16 protein-coding genes and 1 riboswitch are annotated in these 18524 nt (G+C 71.5%); of the genes, 14 read left to right on the top strand and 2 right to left on the bottom strand.

Annotated features, from left to right (window positions below; genetic code table 11):
* The first annotated feature begins 143 nt into the window (after positions 1-143).
* From BLU02_RS14335 to BLU02_RS14300, 8 genes are all read left to right on the top strand, one after another.
* A complete protein-coding gene (locus BLU02_RS14335; RefSeq protein ID WP_060922852.1) occupies positions 144-1616 on the top strand; it encodes a fumarylacetoacetate hydrolase family protein in 1473 nt (490 codons plus the stop codon).
* Positions 1613-2299 carry a GntR family transcriptional regulator gene (locus BLU02_RS14330; RefSeq protein ID WP_060922853.1) on the top strand — a complete coding sequence of 229 codons (687 nt, stop codon included), beginning with the start codon at positions 1613-1615 and terminating at the stop codon, positions 2297-2299. Before BLU02_RS14335 ends, BLU02_RS14330 begins: the two co-directional genes overlap by 4 nt.
* Positions 2296-3795 carry a 5-carboxymethyl-2-hydroxymuconate semialdehyde dehydrogenase gene (gene hpaE / locus BLU02_RS14325; protein ID WP_025103810.1) on the top strand — a complete coding sequence of 500 codons (1500 nt, stop codon included), beginning with the start codon at positions 2296-2298 and terminating at the stop codon, positions 3793-3795. The genes BLU02_RS14330 and hpaE overlap by 4 nt, the downstream gene beginning before the upstream one ends.
* 30 nt (positions 3796-3825) lie before the next feature.
* A complete protein-coding gene (gene hpaD, locus BLU02_RS14320; RefSeq protein ID WP_060922854.1) occupies positions 3826-4992 on the top strand; it encodes a 3,4-dihydroxyphenylacetate 2,3-dioxygenase in 1167 nt (388 codons plus the stop codon).
* Positions 4993-5001: 9 nt separating this feature from the next.
* The gene (locus BLU02_RS14315; RefSeq protein WP_060922855.1) at positions 5002-5787 is read left to right on the top strand and encodes a fumarylacetoacetate hydrolase family protein; all 786 of its coding nucleotides are present in this window, start codon (positions 5002-5004) and stop codon (positions 5785-5787) included.
* Positions 5772-6575: an HpcH/HpaI aldolase family protein gene (locus BLU02_RS14310; protein ID WP_060922856.1), complete on the top strand. Its 804-nt coding sequence runs from the start codon at positions 5772-5774 to the stop codon at positions 6573-6575. Before BLU02_RS14315 ends, BLU02_RS14310 begins: the two co-directional genes overlap by 16 nt.
* 81 nt (positions 6576-6656) lie before the next feature.
* Complete coding sequence (locus BLU02_RS14305; protein ID WP_167627857.1) at positions 6657-7901, top strand: MFS transporter; 1245 nt, start codon at positions 6657-6659, stop codon at positions 7899-7901.
* Between the two features lie 22 nt (positions 7902-7923).
* Entirely contained in the window at positions 7924-8646 is a 723-nt protein-coding gene (locus BLU02_RS14300) for a DUF6882 domain-containing protein (protein ID WP_060922858.1), read from the top strand.
* 80 nt (positions 8647-8726) lie between these two features.
* Here the strand turns inward: BLU02_RS14300 and BLU02_RS14295 are convergent, their stop codons facing one another.
* Both BLU02_RS14295 and glyA read right to left on the bottom strand, forming a co-directional pair.
* Complete coding sequence (locus tag BLU02_RS14295; protein ID WP_025103804.1) at positions 8727-9605, bottom strand: bifunctional methylenetetrahydrofolate dehydrogenase/methenyltetrahydrofolate cyclohydrolase; 879 nt, start codon at positions 9603-9605, stop codon at positions 8727-8729.
* Positions 9602-10876 (bottom strand): serine hydroxymethyltransferase, encoded by a 1275-nt coding sequence (glyA, locus tag BLU02_RS14290; protein WP_025103803.1) that lies wholly within the window; start codon positions 10874-10876, stop codon positions 9602-9604. The genes BLU02_RS14295 and glyA overlap by 4 nt, the downstream gene beginning before the upstream one ends.
* A gap of 38 nt (positions 10877-10914) precedes the next feature.
* Positions 10915-10999: riboswitch (ZMP/ZTP riboswitch) on the bottom strand.
* A gap of 117 nt (positions 11000-11116) precedes the next feature.
* On the opposite strand from glyA, the gene BLU02_RS14285 reads away from it, so the two are divergent.
* From BLU02_RS14285 to BLU02_RS14260, 6 genes are all read left to right on the top strand, one after another.
* The gene (locus tag BLU02_RS14285) at positions 11117-12628 is read left to right on the top strand and encodes a beta-N-acetylhexosaminidase (RefSeq protein WP_060922859.1); all 1512 of its coding nucleotides are present in this window, start codon (positions 11117-11119) and stop codon (positions 12626-12628) included.
* Entirely contained in the window at positions 12625-13797 is a 1173-nt protein-coding gene (locus BLU02_RS14280) for an N-acetylglucosamine-6-phosphate deacetylase (protein WP_060922860.1), read from the top strand. The genes BLU02_RS14285 and BLU02_RS14280 overlap by 4 nt, the downstream gene beginning before the upstream one ends.
* 505 nt (positions 13798-14302) lie before the next feature.
* Positions 14303-16360, top strand: a complete 2058-nt coding sequence (locus BLU02_RS14275) for a sigma-70 family RNA polymerase sigma factor (RefSeq protein WP_083371023.1) — start codon at positions 14303-14305, stop codon at positions 16358-16360.
* Between the two features lie 9 nt (positions 16361-16369).
* Positions 16370-16741, top strand: a complete 372-nt coding sequence (locus BLU02_RS14270; protein ID WP_060922849.1) for a YrdB family protein — start codon at positions 16370-16372, stop codon at positions 16739-16741.
* Between the two features lie 10 nt (positions 16742-16751).
* The gene (locus BLU02_RS14265) at positions 16752-18116 is read left to right on the top strand and encodes an FAD-binding oxidoreductase (RefSeq protein ID WP_060922848.1); all 1365 of its coding nucleotides are present in this window, start codon (positions 16752-16754) and stop codon (positions 18114-18116) included.
* The gene (locus BLU02_RS14260; protein ID WP_060922847.1) at positions 18109-18516 is read left to right on the top strand and encodes an NUDIX hydrolase; all 408 of its coding nucleotides are present in this window, start codon (positions 18109-18111) and stop codon (positions 18514-18516) included. The genes BLU02_RS14265 and BLU02_RS14260 overlap by 8 nt, the downstream gene beginning before the upstream one ends.
* The last annotated feature ends 8 nt before the right edge of the window (positions 18517-18524 follow it).

The following is an 18524-nucleotide window of genomic DNA, read 5'->3' as shown; positions in this document are numbered from 1 at the left end:
GGGGTGTCTCCTTTGTGCTTGTGACCGCGTTGTCACGGCGCGCCCGGACGTGAATCCGATCTGCTTGCCGAGGGGTGAGACGATGATATATGATTTCGGATACGACGCACAACGCGTCCTGACGAGCGCGAGGAGGCGCATCCGTGACGGACACCATCGCCCGCCCGGGGAAGATCATCGCGATCCACCTGAGCTACGCCTCGCGGGCCGACCAGCGCGGTCGACGCCCCGCCCACCCCTCCTATTTCTTCAAGCCGGCCAGTTCGGTCGGGGTCTCCGGCGGCACCGTCGAGCGCCCCGCCGGCACCGAGCTGCTCGCGTTCGAGGGGGAGATCGCGCTGATCATCGGCGCCCCGGCCCGCCGGGTCGCCCTCGCCGACGCCTGGGATCACGTGCAGTGGGTGACCGCCGCGAACGACCTCGGTCTCTACGATCTGCGCGCCAACGACAAGGGCTCCAACGTCCGCTCCAAGGGCGGCGACGGGTACACCCCGCTCGGTCCGGAGCTGATCGACGCCCGCACGGTCGACCCGGCGGCCCTCCGCGTGCGCGCCTGGGTGAACGGCGAGCTCCGCCAGGACGACACCACCGCCGGGCTCATCTTCCCGCTGGCCCAGCTCGTCGCCGACCTCTCCCAGCACTTCACGCTGGAGACCGGCGACGTGATCCTCACCGGCACCCCCGCGGGCTCGTCGGTCATCGTCCCCGGCGACGTGGTCGAGATCGAGGTCGACGCCCCGGACACCCCCGGCGCCCCCACGTCCGGCCGTCTGGTCACGACCGTCACGCAGGGGGATGTCCCCTTCGACGGCGACCTCGGCTCGCTCCCCGCGGTCGACGACCTCCAGCGCACCGAGGCCTGGGGCTCCCGCGAGCTCGCCGGCCTGCCCGTCGAGGACACGGCGCCCACGCTCACCCCGGAGCTCCGCGCGCAGCTCCTCGAAGCCCCCACCGCCGGCCTCTCGGCACAGCTGCGCAAGCGCGGACACCACTCCTGCTTCATCGACGGGGTCTCCGCCAACCTCCCGGGCACGAAGATCGTCGGCACCGCGAAGACCCTCCGCTTCGTGCCGTTCCGCGAAGACCTCTTCCGCACCCACGGCGGTGGGTACAACGCCCAGAAGCGCGCGTTCGACGCGGTCGCCGAAGGCGAGGTCATCGTCATCGAGGCCCGCGGCGACGCGACCACCGGCACGCTCGGCGACATCCTCGCCCTGCGCGCGCAGACCCGCGGCGCGGCGGGCGTGGTCACCGACGGCGGTGTGCGCGACTTCCAGGCCGTAGCCGAGATCGGACTCCCGGTCTTCTCGCAGGGCGCTCACCCCTCGGTGCTCGGCCGCAAGCACGTGCCGTGGGACGTCGACGTGACGATCTCGTGCGGCGGTGCCACCGTGCAGCCCGGCGACATCATCGTCGGCGACAGCGACGGCGTGATCGTGATCCCCCCGGCTCTCGCCGCCGAGGTCGCCGCCGACGCCGTGGCCCAGGAGATCGAGGACGCCTGGATCGCCGAGCAGGTCGCCGCCGGGCACCCGGTCGACGGCCTCTTCCCGATGAACGCCGAGTGGCGCGCCCGCTACGAGCAGGCGACAGGCACTGGAGCGGAGCGGAAGTGAGCACGGTCGAGAGCGCCAGCAAGTCGGAGCAGGCGTACGCCTGGATCCGCGCGCGCATCTCGGCGCACACCTACGGTCCCGGCTACCGCCTGGTCCTCGGTCCGATCGCCGAGGAGCTGGGGATGAGCGTGGTCCCGGTGCGCGAGGCGATCCGCCGCCTGGAGGCCGAGGGGCTCGTGACCTTCGAGCGCAACGTCGGCGCCCGCGTGACCCTCGTGGACGAGGGCGAATACGCGCACACCATGCAGACGCTCGGACTCGTCGAAGGGGCGGCCACCGCGCTCTCCGCTCCCCTGCTCGACGCCGACGCGCTCACGCAGGCCGCGGAGGTCAACGAGCGCATGAGCCGCCTGCTCGACCACTTCGACCCGCACACGTTCACCGAGCTCAACCGGCAGTTCCACTCCGTGCTGTTCGAGCCGTGCCCCAACCCGCACCTGCTCGACCTCGTGCACCGCGGCTGGGCCCGGCTGTCCGGCATCCGCGACTCGACCTTCGCCTACGTGCCCGGCCGCGCCCACCACTCGGTCGACGAGCACACCCAGATCCTCGAGCTGATCCGCGACGGCGCCGAGCCGCTGGAGATCGAGCTCGCCGCCCGCAACCACCGGTGGCGCACGAGGGACGCGTTCCTCGACGCCCTGCACACCCGTTCCGTCCCCGCCGAAGGAGAAGCATCATGACCGACTCCCGCATCCCCGCCGACCTGCCCGACCACATCCAGCACTACATCGACGGCGCCTTCGTCGACTCGATCGACGGCGACACGTTCGACGTGCTCGACCCGGTGACGAACCAGACCTACACGACGGCCGCCGCCGGCAAGAAGGCCGACATCGAGCGGGCCGTCGCCGCCGCCAAGCGCGCCTTCGACGAGGGCCCCTGGCCGCGCATGCTCCCCCGCGAGCGCTCGCGCGTGCTGCACAGGATCGCCGACATCGTGGAGTCGCGCGACGCCCGGCTCGCGGAGCTGGAGTCGTACGACTCCGGCCTGCCGATCACCCAGGCCCTCGGTCAGGCCCGCCGCGCCGCCGAGAACTTCCGCTTCTTCGCCGACCTGATCGTCGCCCAGGCCGACGACGCCTTCAAGGTGCCGGGCAAGCAGATGAACTACGTCAACCGCAAGCCGATCGGCGTCGCCGGGCTCATCACCCCGTGGAACACGCCGTTCATGCTCGAGTCCTGGAAGCTCGGCCCCGCGCTCGCGACCGGCAACACGGTCGTCCTCAAGCCGGCCGAGTTCACGCCCCTCTCCGCCTCGCTGTGGGCGGGCATCTTCGAGGAGGCGGGGCTCCCGCAGGGCGTCTTCAACCTCGTCAACGGCCTCGGCGAAGACGCCGGCGACGCGCTGGTGAAGCACCCTGACGTGCCGCTCATCTCCTTCACCGGCGAGAGCCGCACGGGGCAGATCATCTTCGGCAACGCCGCGCCGTTCCTCAAGGGCCTGTCGATGGAGCTCGGCGGCAAGTCGCCCGCCGTGGTCTTCGCAGACGCCGACCTGGAGGCCGCCGTCGACGCCACCATCTTCGGCGTCTTCTCCCTCAACGGCGAGCGCTGCACCGCCGGGTCCCGCATCATCGTGGAGCGCTCGATCTACGACGAGTTCGTGGAGCGCTATGCCGCGCAGGCGCAGCGCGTCAAGGTCGGCTACCCGCACGACCCCGAGACCGAGGTCGGCGCGCTCGTGCACCCCGAGCACTACGACAAGGTGATGTCCTACGTCGAGATCGGCAAGACCGAGGGCCGCCTGGTCGCCGGTGGCGGTCGTCCCGAGGGCTTCGAGGAGGGGAACTTCGTCGCCCCGACGGTGTTCGCCGACGTCGCCCCCGACGCCCGCATCTTCCAGGAGGAGATCTTCGGCCCGGTCGTCGCCATCACCCCGTTCGACTCCGACGAGGAGGCACTGGCGCTCGCGAACAACACGAAGTACGGCCTCGCCGCTTACATCTGGACGAACGACCTCAAGCGCGCCCACACGTTCGCGCAGTCCGTCGAGGCCGGCATGGTGTGGCTGAACAGCAACAACGTCCGTGACCTCCGCACGCCGTTCGGCGGCGTGAAGGCGTCGGGCCTGGGCCACGAGGGCGGCTACCGCTCCATCGACTTCTACACCGACCAGCAGAGCGTGCACATCACGCTCGCCTCGACCCCGCACAACCCGACGTTCGGCAAGAACTGACGCCCGCCGGACACAAGCAAGGACGCTGACATGACCGACAAGACCGCCAAGACCCTCACCTCCTCCGGCTACTACGTGAGCCAGGAGGCCCCGATCCAGAGCGACAACCCCGTCGCGACGCCGAAGAGCACGCCGCCGGACATCCTGCGCTGCGCGTACATGGAGCTCGTCGTGACCGACCTGGCCGCCTCGCGGCAGTTCTACGTCGACATCCTGGGCCTGTACGTGACCGAGGAGGACGACGAGGCGATCTACCTGCGCTCGACCGAGGAGTTCATCCACCACAACCTCGTCCTGCGTCAGGGGCCCATCGCCGCGGTCGCCGCGTTCTCGTACCGGGTGCGCGCCGCGGAGGACCTCGACCGCGCCGTGGAGTTCTACACGGAGCTCGGCTGCGACGTCCGTCGTCAGGAGAACGGTTTCGTGAAGGGCATCGGCGACTCCGTGCGCGTCGTCGACCCGCTCGGCTTCCCGTACGAGTTCTTCTACGCCACCGAGCACGTGGAGCGCCTGTCCTGGCGGTACGACCTGCACACCCCCGGCGAGCTCGTGCGCCTCGACCACTTCAACCAGGTCACCCCCGACGTGCCGCGCGCGGTGCGCCACTACCAGGACCTCGGCTTCCGCGTGACGGAGGACATCCAGGACGACGAGGGCACCGTGTACGCCGCGTGGATGCGCCGCAAGCCCACCGTGCACGACACCGCGGCGACGGGCGGCGACGGTCCGCGCATGCACCACGTCGCCTTCGCGACGCACGAGAAGCACAACATCCTCGCGATCTGCGACAAGCTCGGGGCGCTGCGCCGCTCCGACGCCATCGAGCGCGGCCCCGGCCGGCACGGCGTCTCCAACGCGTTCTACCTCTACCTGCGCGACCCGGACGGCCACCGCGTCGAGATCTACACGCAGGACTACTACACGGGCGACCCGGACAACCCGGTCGTCACCTGGGACGTGCACGACAACCAGCGCCGCGACTGGTGGGGCACCCCGGTGGTGCCCTCCTGGTACACCGACGCCTCGCTCGTGCTCGACCTCGACGGCAACCCGCAGCCCGTCGTCGCCCGCACGGACTCCAGCGAGATGGCCGTGACGATCGGCGCCGACGGTTTCTCCTACACCCGCGCGGACGAGGGCGAAAAGTCGATGCCGGAGTACAAGCAGGGCGAGTACAAGCTCGGCCACCAGCTCTAGGAGAAGCTCATGCTGTCTGAGGAGACGATCGCGCAGATCGCCGCGGAGCTCGCGGAGGCCGACCGCACGCACGGGGTCATCCCGCGCATCACCGCGCGGTACCCCGAGGCGACCGTGGAGGACTCCTACGCCATCCAGGGCGTGTGGCGGGATTCGCAGGTCGCGGCCGGCCGCCGGCTGGTCGGGCGCAAGATCGGCCTGACCTCGAAGGCCATGCAGCAGGCGACGGGGATCACCGAGCCCGACTACGGCGTCATGTTCGACGACACCGTGTACGAGTCGGGCGCGGAGATCCCCACGGATCACTTCTCCAATGTCCGCATCGAGGTCGAGCTCGCGTTCGTGCTCAAGGAACCACTGGAGGGCCCCGACTGCACGCTGGAGGACGCCCTCGCCGCGATCGACTACGCCGTGCCGGCCCTCGAGGTGCTGAACTCGCACATCGAGCTCGAGGGCCGCACGATCGTCGACACCATCAGCGACAACGCCGCCTACGGGGCGATGGTGCTGGGGACGGTGCGCAAGCGCCCGGACGAGATCGACCTGCGCTGGGTGCCCGGCGTGCTGTCCCGCAACGGGGAGATCGAGGAGACCGGCGTCGCCGCCGGGGTGCTCGGGCATCCGGCCACCGGAGTGGCGTGGCTCGCGAACAAGTTCCATCAGCACGGCGCGCGTCTGGAGGCGGGCGAGATCATCCTGGCAGGATCGTTCACACGCCCGATGTGGGTGTCGCGCGGCGACGAGGTGCTGTGCGACTACGGACCGATGGGGACCATCACATGCCGCTTCGTCTAGATCCGTCCTTCCGCGCGCAGCTCGCCGCGTCCGATCGTCCCTTCGTGGGGATGTGGGTGTGCTCCGGCAGCCCGCTGCTCGCCGAGGTCGCCGCGGGCTCCGGACTGGACTGGCTGCTCATCGACATGGAGCACTCGGCGAACACGCTCGAGTCCGTGCTGACCCAGCTCCAGGCGGTCGCGGCCTATCCTGTCGCCCCGCTCGTCCGGGTGCCCTTCAACGATGCGGTCGCGATCAAGCAGGTCCTCGACCTCGGCGCGCAGAACCTCATCGTGCCGATGGTGTCGTCCGCCGACGAGGCCAGGGCCGCCGTGGCCGCGACCCGCTATCCCCCCGAGGGCGTCCGCGGGGTCGGCAGCGCCCTCGCCCGCAGCGCCCGCTGGAACCGCGTCGACCGCTACCTGCAGGAATCCGCGCAGCACGTGTCGCTGACGGTGCAGATCGAGACGGCCGCGGGGGTCGAGGCCGCCGCCGACATCGCCGCGGTCGACGGGGTGGACGCGGTGTTCGTCGGGCCCTCCGACCTGTCCGCGTCGATGGGCCTGCTCGGACAGCAGACGCATCCGGACGTGGTCGCCGCCGTGGAGTCGGTGTTCGCCGCGGTCCACGCCGCCGGGAAGCCCGTGGGCGTGAACGCCTTCGACCCCTCCGCCGCCGACGCGTATCTCGCGGCGGGTGCGGACTTCGTGGCCGTGGGCGCCGACGTCGCTCTCCTCGCCCGCGCCTCCGAGGCCCTCGCCGCCCGCTTCGTCCCCCGCTCCGACGCCTCCGGCCGCCCCAGCTACTGACTTCGAGTCGCGCACCTGGCTCCATCCGCGGCCGGAATGGGGCCATTTGCGCGATTCGAAGCGGGCGGGAAGGATGAGCCGGTGCACAGACTGGCGGCGATGCAGGACCGCAACTTCCGGTGGTTCTTCCTCGCGCGCGCCCTGACGCTCGTCACGGGCTCGATGTCGGCCATCGCCCTGGCCTTCGCGGTGCTCGAGATCGACAACGACGCCCGGTCGCTCTCGATCGTGCTCGCGGCCTTCACGATCAGCAACATCGTGTTCGTCCTGTTCGGGGGCGTCGTCGCCGATCGCCTCCCCCGCGCCATCATCATCCAGTCGTGCTACGTCGTGGACATCCTGTCGGTCGGAGCCATGGCCGCTCTCCTGTTCACCGGCACGGCCACGGTCCCGCTCCTCGCCGTGCTCTCCGCGATCAACGGCGCCTCGTCCGCGTTCGTGCTCCCCGCGATGCAGGGCATCATCCCGCAGCTGACCACCCCCGCGCACCTCCAGCAGGCGAACGCGATGCTGTCGTTCGTCCGCTCGGCCGTCACGATCGGCGGCCCGGTCATCGCCGGGGTCCTGGTGGCCACCGCGGGACCCGCGTGGGCCATGGTCGTGCAGGCGGCGGGCTGGCTGCTCGCGATCCCGGTCCTCGCGCTCGTGAAGCTCCCGCCCCCCGCGGCCTCCGGCGGCACCACGATGTTCCACGACCTCCGGGTGGGATGGCACGAGTTCTGGAGCCGCTCCTGGCTGTGGACCATCGTGCTCGCCTTCATGATCATGAACGCGATCCACGTCGGCGCCTGGGGCGTCGTCGGCCCGTACATCGCGAAGAACGACGATCGCCTCGGCATCTCCGGCTGGGGGTGGGTCGTGAGCGCAGAGGGTGCAGGGGTCCTCGTGATGACCCTGCTGCTGATGTGGTTCCCGCTCCGCCGGCCTCTGCGCTACGGGATGATCGGGATGGCGGCGTTCGCCCTGCCGCTCACCCTCCTCGGCGTGCACCCGGCCGTGGTCCTGCTCGCGATGGCCGCGTTCGTCGCCGGGGCCGGGGCCGAGGTCTTCGCGACCGGCTGGAACCTCGCGATGATGGAGAACATCCCCGGGGAGAAGCTCTCGCGGGTCGCGAGCTACGACATGCTCGGCAGCTTCGTCGTGATGCCCATCGGCACGCTCGTGTACGGCTGGCTCGTCACGCACGCGGAGCCGGCCACCGTGCTCACCACCTCCGCGGTCCTCTATGCGGCGATCGCCCTGATCACCCTGCTCGTCCCCTCGGTGTGGCGGATGGGGCGGCCCGCGGCGGCCGTCCCGGAGCGCGCGGGAGTGGCGGATTCATAGCAATCCCGGCGAGACTGTGGGCATGACCTTCCCCCCGCTGCAGCCCCTCGCCGACCGTGCCGCCCTCTTCACCGCGCTCCGCCAGGACGCCCTCTCCGCGGCCGCCGATGCGCTCGGCGAGCACCGGTGGGACGCCGACCTCGCGGCGGGGACCCTGACCTTCACCGCGAACGACGACCCGACCCGGCAGCTCGTGACCCGCGCGCACCTCATCGCCACGATCGCCCCCGGCCCGCGCTCGCTGCTGTGGGCGTGGGCGCACCCCCAGGGCGACCCCCAGGGCGTCGCGGCGCAGCTCCGCGCGTACGGCGAGCAGCACGGGATCGCCGACCTCACCGCCCCGGAGGTCCCGTTCCCGGCCGATGCCCCGGGCGACGCGGAGTGGATCGCCCGCGCGGCGCACACGATCGGCGGCGTGGCGGTGGAGCTCACCGGACGCTCCCCGTACTACTCGGCCCCCGTCGACGGCGGCACCCGCGCGGTGTTCCTGCTCGACGCCCCGCTCGCCCCGCTCACGGTCGCCGACACGGTGGTGGCCCTCCCCCGCACCCTCGCGCAGACGCCCCTTCCCGACGCCCGCACGGCGGTCTGGGACCTCGCTCGTCTCGCCGGGTGGACCCTCGCCTGGACGGATGAGTCCTTCTCCGGCGCCACGGTGACCGACGCCTCGGGCACCGCGACGATCCGCTTCGACGAGCAGGCCCGGATCAGCGGCGTGGAGAGCTCGCTGCACGGCCAGGTCTGAGTCCGCAGAATCGCACGAACGCCGCAGGGATCCCGGGGATCCCTGCCGCGTTCGTGCGATTCTGCGACGCGGTGCGGAGGTCACACCGTCCGCTCGGCCGCCTCGACGACGTTGGTCATGAGCAGGGCGACCGTCATCGGCCCCACCCCTCCCGGATTCGGCGACAGGTACCCGGCGACCTCGGCGACCTCGGGAGCGACGTCACCGAACACGAGGTTCTTGCCGGTCTCCGGATCGGTCTCGCGGGTGACGCCCACATCCAGCACCGCGGCTCCGGGCTTGACGTCCTCGGCGCGGATGAGGTGCTTGACCCCCGCGGCCGCGACGATCACATCGGCCTCTCGCAGGTAGCGCGGCATGTCGACCGTGCCGGTGTGCGTCAGCGTGACCGTGGCGTTGAGGTCGCGACGGGTCAGCAGCAGCCCGATCGAGCGCCCGATCGTGACACCGCGACCGACGACCACGACGTGCTTGCCCTTGAGGTCGTAGTCGTTGCGCAGCAGCAGCTCGATGACACCGCGCGGGGTGCACGGCAGCGGCGTGTGGATCGGCGCGTTGACGTTGAGGACGAGGCGCCCGAGGTTGGTCGGGTGCAGCCCGTCCGCGTCCTTCGCCGGATCGATCCGCTCCAGGATCGCGTCGGTGTCGAGGTGCTTCGGCAGCGGCAGCTGCACGATGTACCCGTGGCAGGCGGGATCGGCGTTGAGCTCGTCGATCAGCGCCTCGACGTCGGCCTGGGTGGCATCAGCCGGCAGCTCGCGCTGGATCGAGTTCATCCCGATCGCCTCCGACTGCCGGTGCTTCATGCCCACGTAGAGCTGCGAGGCGGGGTCGGCTCCCACCAGCACCGTGGCGATGCCGGGGGTGACGCCCTTCTCCTTCAGCGCGGCGACCCGCTCCGTCAGCTCGGCACGGATCTCGGCCGCCGCCGCCTTGCCGTCGAGGACGACCGCGGTCACTGCTGCAGGTCCGGGTAGAGCGGGAAGGCCGCGGCGAGCGCGTCCACGCGAGCGCGGAGCGCCTCGATGTCGGCACCCGGGAGCAGCGCGAGGGCGATGATGTCGGCCACCTCGGTGAACTCGGCGTCGCCGAAGCCGCGGGTCGCGAGCGCCGGCGTGCCGATGCGGAGACCCGAGGTCACCATCGGCGGACGCGGGTCGTTCGGCACGGCGTTGCGGTTCACGGTGATGTGGATGTCGTGCAGGAGGTCCTCCGCCTGCTTGCCGTCGATCTCGGCGTCGCGGAGGTCGACGAGCACGAGGTGCACGTCCGTCCCGCCCGAGCGCACGGCGATGCCGGCGTCCTTCACGTCCTGCTGCGACAGGCGCTCGGCGATGAGCTTCGCCCCGCGCAGCACGCGCTCCTGGCGCTCCTTGAACTCCGGCGTGCCGGCGAGCTTGAACGCGGTCGCCTTCGCCGCGATCACGTGCATGAGCGGACCGCCCTGCTGACCGGGGAAGACCGCGGTGTTGATCTTCTTGGCGAGGTCGGCGTCGTTGGTGAGGATGAAGCCCGAGCGGGGGCCGCCGATGGTCTTGTGCACCGTGGAGGACACGACGTGCGCGTGCGGCACCGGGTTGGGGTGCAGGCCGGCGGCGACGAGGCCGGCGAAGTGCGCCATGTCGACCCAGAGGATCGCGCCCACCTCGTCGGCGATGGCGCGGAAGGCAGCGAAGTCCATCGTGCGCGGGTAGGCGGACCACCCGGCGATGATGACCTTGGGCTTGTGCTCGATCGCGAGGCGGCGGACCTCGTCCATGTCGATCGTCGAGGTCTCGGCGTCGACCCCGTAGGCCACGATGTCGTACAGGCGCCCGGAGAAGTTGATCTTCATGCCGTGCGTGAGGTGGCCGCCCTGGTCGAGCGAGAGGCCGAGCAGGGTGTCGCCGGGGCGGGCGATCGCGTGCAGCACAGCGGCGTTCGCGGACGCACCGGAGTGCGGCTGGACGTTCGCGAACTCCGCGCCGAACAGGCTCTTGGCGCGGGAGATCGCGAGCTCCTCCGCGACGTCGACCTCCTCGCAGCCGCCGTAGTAGCGGCGGCCGGGGTAGCCCTCGGCGTACTTGTTGGTGAGCACCGAGCCCTGCGACTGCAGGACCGACACGGGGACGAAGTTCTCCGAGGCGATCATCTCGAGGAAGGTCTGCTGGCGCTTCAGCTCGCGATCGAGGACCTCGGCGATCTCCGGGTCGACCTCGGAAAGCGGGGCGTTGAAGTAACGGTCGGTCATGACGTGCTCCTTTTGACGACGGATTCGAAAAGGGTGTTCCTATCGGCCCAGGCGCGCGGTCGAATTCCGTGGTCAGTCGCTCCCCGGTGGTTGTCCACCCAGACGCCAGTCGCGACGGTTACGAGCATAGCCGATGCGCGACCCCGCGCACGCGGCCGTTTCGGGCACCGTGCCCGCCGTCCGCAGAATCGTTTCGACCCCCCTGTTCCCTTGCGGCGATCCGACGGCTAGGTTTTGTTCATGGTCCTACCTCTTGATCTGCCCCTCGTTCCCGCTCCGGTGTCCGCGAAGGCCAGGGAGGGACGTCTGCCGCTCGCCGCGACGACGCGCGTGCTCGGCTCCTCCCCCGCCGCCGGACAGCTGATCGACGCCGTCGAACGCCGCACCGGCCTCCGCCTCACCGAGGTGGACTCCGGCCCCGCCGAGATCGAGCTCTTCGTCGACGCGGCGTCGTCCGCGCCGGAGGGCTACACGCTCGAGGTCGGCGACCGCGCCATCCTCATCGGCGCCGACGAGGCGGGGCTCTTCTACGGGGTCCAGACGCTGCTGCAGCTGCTTCGGGAAGACGACGCGGGCTGGGCGCTGCTCCGCGCCGACATCGCGGACGCCCCGCGCTTCGCCCGCCGCGGCGTGATGCTCGATGTGGCGCGGCACTTCTTCGGCGTCGAGGACGTGAAGCGGTTCATCGACAGCACGAGCGCGCTGAAGTTCAACCACCTGCACCTGCACCTCACCGACGACCAGGGCTGGCGCGTGCACATCGACTCGTGGCCGCTGCTCACCGAGCGGGCCGCCGCCACCGCGGCCGACGGCGCCCCCGGCGGCTTCTACACCAAGGACGACTACCGCGAGATCGTGGCGTACGCGGCCGCACGCCACATGATCGTGATCCCTGAGGTCGACCTTCCCGGCCACACCCACGCGATCGGCGTGGCTTACCCGGAGTTGGTCGAGGCCCCGGTCCTGAACGACGCGCTGGTCACCCAGTCCGAGCAGCTCGGCCAGCCGCTCCCCGTGGCCGGAGAGCCCTACCTGGGCTGGGGCGTCGGGCACTCCAGCGTGCGCATCCACGAGGAGGAGACGTACCGGTTCGTCCGCGACGTCGTCCGCGAGCTCGCCGAGATGACCCCGGGGCCCTACATCCACATCGGGGGCGACGAGTCCCTCGGCACGCCCCAGGCCGACTTCGACCTCTTCGCGGAGCGCGCGACGGCGATCGTCGTCGAGGAGGGCAAGACCCCGGTCGCGTGGCACGAGATGGGGTCGGCAGCCGGCATCGCCCGCGGCACGATCGGCCAGTACTGGGGCATGACGACGCCGACGGGCACGCATGCCGAGGAGGCCGCGCACTTCGTCGAGCGCGGCGGAGCCCTGATCATGTCGGCGGCGGATGCGACATACCTCGACATGAAGTACACCGCCGAATTCCCGCTCGGCCTCACCTGGGCCGCGATCATCGACGTCCGTCGCGCGTACGAGTGGGAGCCGACCGCCGTGCTCGCCGTGCCGGACGAGGCGATCCTGGGGATCGAGGCGCCGCTGTGGTCCGAGACCACCCGCACGCTCGACGAGGTGGAGCAGCTCGTGTTCCCCCGTGCCGCCGCGCAGGCCGAGGTCGCCTGGTCGCCGCGCGAGGGCGTGGGCCGCACGTGGGAGTCCTTCCGCGCCCGGGTCGGCGCCCTCGCGCCGCTGTGGAAGGCTGAGGGGGTCGATTTCCACCCCGCCCCCGAGATCCCCTGGAGCGCCCGTTGAAGACCCTCTCCTCCGCGACCGGTTCCCTGGTCATCCACTCCGTCCGCCTCGTCGACCGCGGGGAGATCGTCGAGGACGGCTGGGTGCGCATCGAGGACGGCGTCGTGGCGTCCCGCGGCACCGGAACGGACTGGGAGCCCGCGACCGAGGTCGTGGACGGCGCGGCCGTGGCGGGCGCGGGCGCGCTGCTCACGCCGGGCTTCGTCGACATCCACGGTCATGGCGGAGCGGGCGCGGCGTACGACGACGGTGTGGACGCGATCCGGACCGGACGGGATCTGCACCGCGAGCACGGCACCACCAGGGCCGTCATCTCGCTCGTCACCGGCACGATCGACGACCTCGCCCGCAGTGTCGCCCTGATCGCCGCCCTGACCAGGACCGATGCGGACGTGCTCGGCTCGCACCTGGAGGGGCCGTTCCTCGACCCCGGTCACCACGGCGCCCATGAGCCCTCACTGCTGCGGCACCCCGTCGCGGCCGACGTGGCCCGTCTGCTGGAGGCCGGAGAAGGCACCGTCCGTCAGGTCACCATCGCGCCGGAGCTCCCCGGCGGGATCGACGCCGTCCGTCAGATCGTCGCGGCGGGGGCCGCGGCAGCGGTGGGACACACCGACGCCGACGCCGCCATGGCCGTCGCCGCCTTCGAAGCCGGCGCCTCGCTGCTGACCCACGCGTTCAACGCGATGCCCGGCATCCACCACCGCGCCCCCGGTCCGGTGCTTGCCGCGGCCGCCGATCATCGAGTGATCCTGGAGGCCATCGCCGACGACGTGCATCTCGATCCGCACGTCGTCAAGCTCGTGTTCGACGCGGCGCCGCGTCGGGTGGCGCTCATCACCGACGCCATGGCCGCGGCCGGGAGCGCCGACGGCAAGTACGACCTCGGTGCGGTGAAGGTCACCGTCGAGAACGGCGTGGCCCGCGCGGACGACACCGGCTCGATCGCCGGCTCCACGCTGACTCAGGATGTCGCCCTGCAGCGGGCGGTGGCGGCCGGCGTCCCCCTTCCGGAGGTCGTGCGGGCGCTCACGGAGACCCCGGCCCGCGCGATCGGACGCGAGGCGCACCTCGGCGCGCTTCGGCCCGGCCTGCTCGGCGATGCCGTGCTTCTGGACGCGGAGCTGCGCGTCGCGCGGGTCTGGTCGGGACCGGCGCTGCCCGCCTAGGAGGACAGCGCTGCGCGCGACGCGCAGCGCTGCGGTCTCCGGTCGATCGGACGAGATGCGGCACCGGATTCCCCAGATCGGCGTCGCGCGTCTCGCAAGGTGGGAGTGGAGGGCCGCCGTTCTCCCCAGATCGGCGGCCCTTTCCCTCCCGCTCGAGCGGGCGGGGCCGGGAGCTCCTCCCCCGAGGATCCCGACCCGCCCACTGGTGCAGTACCCCCCGCACCAGCGCCGGAACTCCGCCCCCCGGTGGAGTCCATTTCGGCTGTCTCTACGGGATGAGACGAAGGGGCGCCCGGTTCATTACGCGGTTCTCTGAAAAAAGTTCAGAAAACTTTCCGGGCGGTCCGCGCCGGGCACCGCGGACCCCTCCCGAGCATCTCCTCCGAGTCCGCACCGGGGCTGGCCACCATGCCGATTTCGCGAGAGAATGGTCTGACCGCGTAATGAAAGACGCCTTCTCGCGTCTCTCCTCCTGGGGACGGCTGTGTGCCCCGGGACCAGATGGATGACAGTGCACCGAGAGAACACCACACCAGACGAGACCATCGGCGATGCCGATCTGATCCTCCGCGTCCGCTCCGGCGACAAGGGGGCGTTCGGGGAACTCTGGAGACGGCACTACCCGTCCGGCATGGCCGTCGCCCGATCGGTGACATCCTCGATCGATCCGGACGACCTGGTGCAGGAGTCCTATACCCGCATCTACCAGGCGATCCTCAAGGGCGGCGGCCCCAACGGCTCGTTCCGCGCCTACCTCTTCACCAGCATCCGCAACACCGCCGCTGCGTGGGGACGCGCACGCCGCGAGACCGCGATCGACGAGCTCGACACGGTGGCCGACCCGGACAGCACCGAGCACGCCACGAACGAGGCCCTCGACCGCAGTCTCACCGCGCAGGCCTTCCGCAGCCTCCCGTCGCGATGGCAGGAAGTGCTCTGGTACACCGAGATCGAGCAGATGAAGCCCCAGGAGGTGGCCCCGCTCCTCGGCATGAAGGCGGGCGCGGTCTCGCAACTCGCCTTCCGCGCCCGTGAAGGGTTGCGTGAAGCCTGGATCCAGGCGCACCTGCGCAGCGCGAGCCCCGGCTCCGAATGCCAGTGGACCATCGAGCACCTCGGTGCCTACTCGCGCGGCAACCTCGCGACCCGCGACCACCGTCGCCTGGAGCTGCACCTCGACGAGTGCGCCCGCTGCATGATCGTCGCGGCCGAGGCCAAGGACGTCTCCAAGCGCCTCGCACTCGTTTTGCTCCCGCTCGTCCTCGGTGCCACCGGCGCCTCCGGGTACCTCGCAGCTCTTCAGGGCGGTGCGCCGGTCCTGGCAGTGGCGGGGATGTCGTCGACCATTCCGGGTGCGGTCTTCGTCGGCGACGGCGGCATCGGTCAGGCCGCGGCAGCCGGCTCCGGCGCCGCCGGGTCGGGAGCCGGCTCCGCCGGCGGCACGGGCGCGAGCACGGGTGGCGTCTTCACGGGCATGGGCGCCGTCGTCGGTGCCGGGTCCGCCGCCCTCGTGGTGGCCGGAGTGGTCGCCGCTGCGGCGATCGTCCCCGGCCTCACCGGTTCGAACCCGGCGACCTCGCTGCCCAGCGCCTCCGACACCGATCCGTCGTCGATCACGACCGACATCGCGCCGGACTCGTCGCTCGACCTCGACGAGCCCGTGGTGATCGAGACGCCGGACGTCGAGCAGCCGCCGGCTCCGCCCGCCGAGGACGAGGCGGCTCCGCCGGTCTTTTCGGAGACCGGACCCGACGCGGCTCCCGCCGCCCCCGTGGTCGTCCCCGCGCTCCCCGAGGCCACGCTGCCGCCCGTCGCTCCCGTGGACCCGGTCGATCCCGTGGATCCGGTAGACCCCGTCGACCCGGTAGACCCCGTGGACCCCGTCGACCCGGTGGACCCCGTCGACCCCGTCGACCCGGTGGACCCCGTCGACCCGGTGGACCCCGTCGACCCGGTAGGCCCCGCGATCCCCACGGACCCGCCCACCTGGAGCACCGCCGACGTCTGGTTCGGCGACGATCTGCACTGGTACTACTTCGTGCCGATCGCAGGCGCCCCGGGTGCGATCGTGCAGGCCCTTCTCGCTGGCGAACTCGCCGACAGCGTCGTCCTGGGCGAGGCTGGCACCGGCACCCTCGAGCTCCGCGCTTCGTGGGACCAGTTCTTGATCGCCGACCTCGTACCGGTGACGTTCCGGTACTACCTGCCGTCCGGCGAGGCGGGCCCCTCGTCCGACACGACGCTCTACGCACTGGAGCCCCAGGGCGCGGGCGCGGATGAGCGCACGGCGGCCTCTGCTCCCGTCGAGCAGACGGCGGTCGTCATCGACGAGGCCGAACCGGTGGCCCCTCCGGTCGATGAGGTCACGGCGCCCACCACCTCCGAGGAGAACGCGACACCGGTCGACGAGGCCGCGGACACCGTTGAGCCGGAACCTGCTGCAACGGCGCCGACGGAGCCCGCACCGGCCCCCGAAGCTGCACCGGCTGCGCCCGCCCCGGCCGAGGAGGCCCCGGCCGGGGAGGCCCCGGCTCCGGCGGAGGACGCTCCGGTCGCGGAATAGACTGGACGCATGACCCCGGATTCCTCCCCTGTCGCCGGCGTCGATCGTCCGGCCCTCACGGCCCTCGACATCGTGCGCGTGGTCGTCCTCATCGCAGCGATCGCCTCGCTCGCCCTGTGGGGGTTCGCCAGCTGGGAGCTGCCGTGGAACATCGTGATCGGCGTGGGGGCGCCCGTCGTCGCCCTCCTGCTGTGGGCGCTCTTCCTCTCCCCCCGTCCCGTGCTCCGGGTGCACCCCTTCCTCCGCGCCGTCGTGGAGCTCTTCATCTACGTCGGCGTGACCATCGCCTGGTGGTCCATGGGCCAGGCCCTCATCGGCACGGCCTTCGCGCTGGTGGCCGTCGTCGCCGGGGTCCTCAGCGGACGCCGCGCCCTGGCATGAGCGCACGGTCGTGAGCGCCGTCTCGCTGCTCCGCGACGCCCTCGGGGCGCGCGTGGACGTCAGCGAGCAGGCGAGGCATGACGCCACGGCCGACCGCTCCGGCCATGCCGCGGTGGGTCTCCCCCTGGCCGTCGTCCACGCGGAGAGCGTGGACGACGTGCAGCAGACCATGCGCATCGCCTCGGCTACGCGCACCCCCGTCGTCGTGCGCGGCGCCGGGACCGGGCTCGCCGGGGCCGCCAACGCCGGCGATGGAGAGATCGTCCTCTCCCTCCGCCGTATGGACGCCGTCCTCGAGGTGCGGCCGGACGACCTCCTCGCCGTGGTCGAACCCGGGATCCTCAACGCCGACCTCAACGCGCATCTGGCGGCCCAGGGACTCTGGTGGCCGCCCGACCCCGCCAGTCGTGACATCTCCACCGTCGGCGGCAACATCGCGACCGGAGCCGGCGGACTGCTCTGCGCGAAGTACGGCGTCGTCCGCGATGCGGTGCTCGGCGTCGACCTCGTCCTCGCCGACGGGCGCCTGTTGCACCTCGGGCACCGCAGCGTGAAGGGCGTCACCGGGCTCGACCTCACCGCCCTCGTCGTGGGGTCGGAGGGAACGCTCGGCGTCGTCGTCGGGGCCACGCTCAAGCTGCGCCGCCTGGTGCCGGGCGAGACCTGCACCGTGACGGCGACCTTCCCCGGCGTGCGCGCGGCGGCCGCAGGATCTGCGGCGGTGACCGCCGCGGGGATCCAGCCCGCCATCATGGAGCTCATGGATGCCGCGAGCCTCGCCGCCGTCCACGCCCTGCTCGCCCTCCCCGCGCCGACCCCGGGCGCCGCACAGCTGACGATCCAGACCGACGGTCCGGCCGCGCGCGCGGAGGCGGACGCCATCGCCGCGATCCTGAGCGCCCACGAGGGCGTTCCCGTGGTCTCGCACGACCCCGTCGAGGGCGATCGTCTGCTCGCGATCCGACGGTCGATGCACGCCGCGATGGCGTCCCTCGGGACCACGCTCATCGAGGACGTCTCGGTACCGCGGAGCGCGATGCCGGCCATGTTCGACGAGATCGCCCGGATCGAGCGGCAGTTCGACATGGTGATCCCGACGGTGGCCCATGCCGGCGACGGCAACCTGCACCCGAACTTCATCTTCGAGGGCCCGGAGACCCCGCCGCAGGTGTGGGCGGCGGCCGACGAGCTCTTCCGCGCCGCGATCCGGCTGGGCGGAACCCTCACCGGCGAGCACGGCATCGGCGTCCTCAAACGGCGCTGGCTGGCCGACGAGCTCGGCGAGGATCAGTGGCGCCTCCAGCGCGACATCGCCGCGGTCTTCGACCCGCTCGGCATCCTCAACCCCGGAAAGGTCTTCTCCCCCGATGCCTGACATCCATGTGAGCGCCGCCGTGATCGTCGATACGCAAGGGCGGGTCCTCGTCGTCCGCAAGCACGGCACGACCCGCTTCATGCAGCCCGGAGGCAAGCCGGAGCCGGGCGAGTCGCCCGTCGAGACCCTCATCCGCGAGCTGCACGAGGAGCTCGGCCTCGAACTCGCGGAGTCCGACCTGCGCCCTTTGGGCCGCTTCGTGTCGGCGGCCGCCAATGAACCGGGTCACCGCGTCGTGGCCGATGCCTTCGCGACCTCGGTGGATCCGGCGACGGTGCAGGTGCAGGCCGAGCTCGCCGAGCTGCGCTGGATCACCCCGGACGATGCCGCAGCGCTCCCGCTGGCCCCGCTGAGCGTCGAGCATCTGCTGCCGCTCGCGTGGCCGGCCGGAGCGCGCTAGCGCCCCCG

The organism is Microbacterium paraoxydans (assembly GCF_900105335.1).
GTDB classification, from domain to species: Bacteria; Actinomycetota; Actinomycetes; order Actinomycetales; family Microbacteriaceae; genus Microbacterium; species Microbacterium paraoxydans.
The sequence above is the reverse complement of the archived record's forward strand: the minus strand, read 5'-3'. Positions and strand labels throughout refer to the sequence as shown.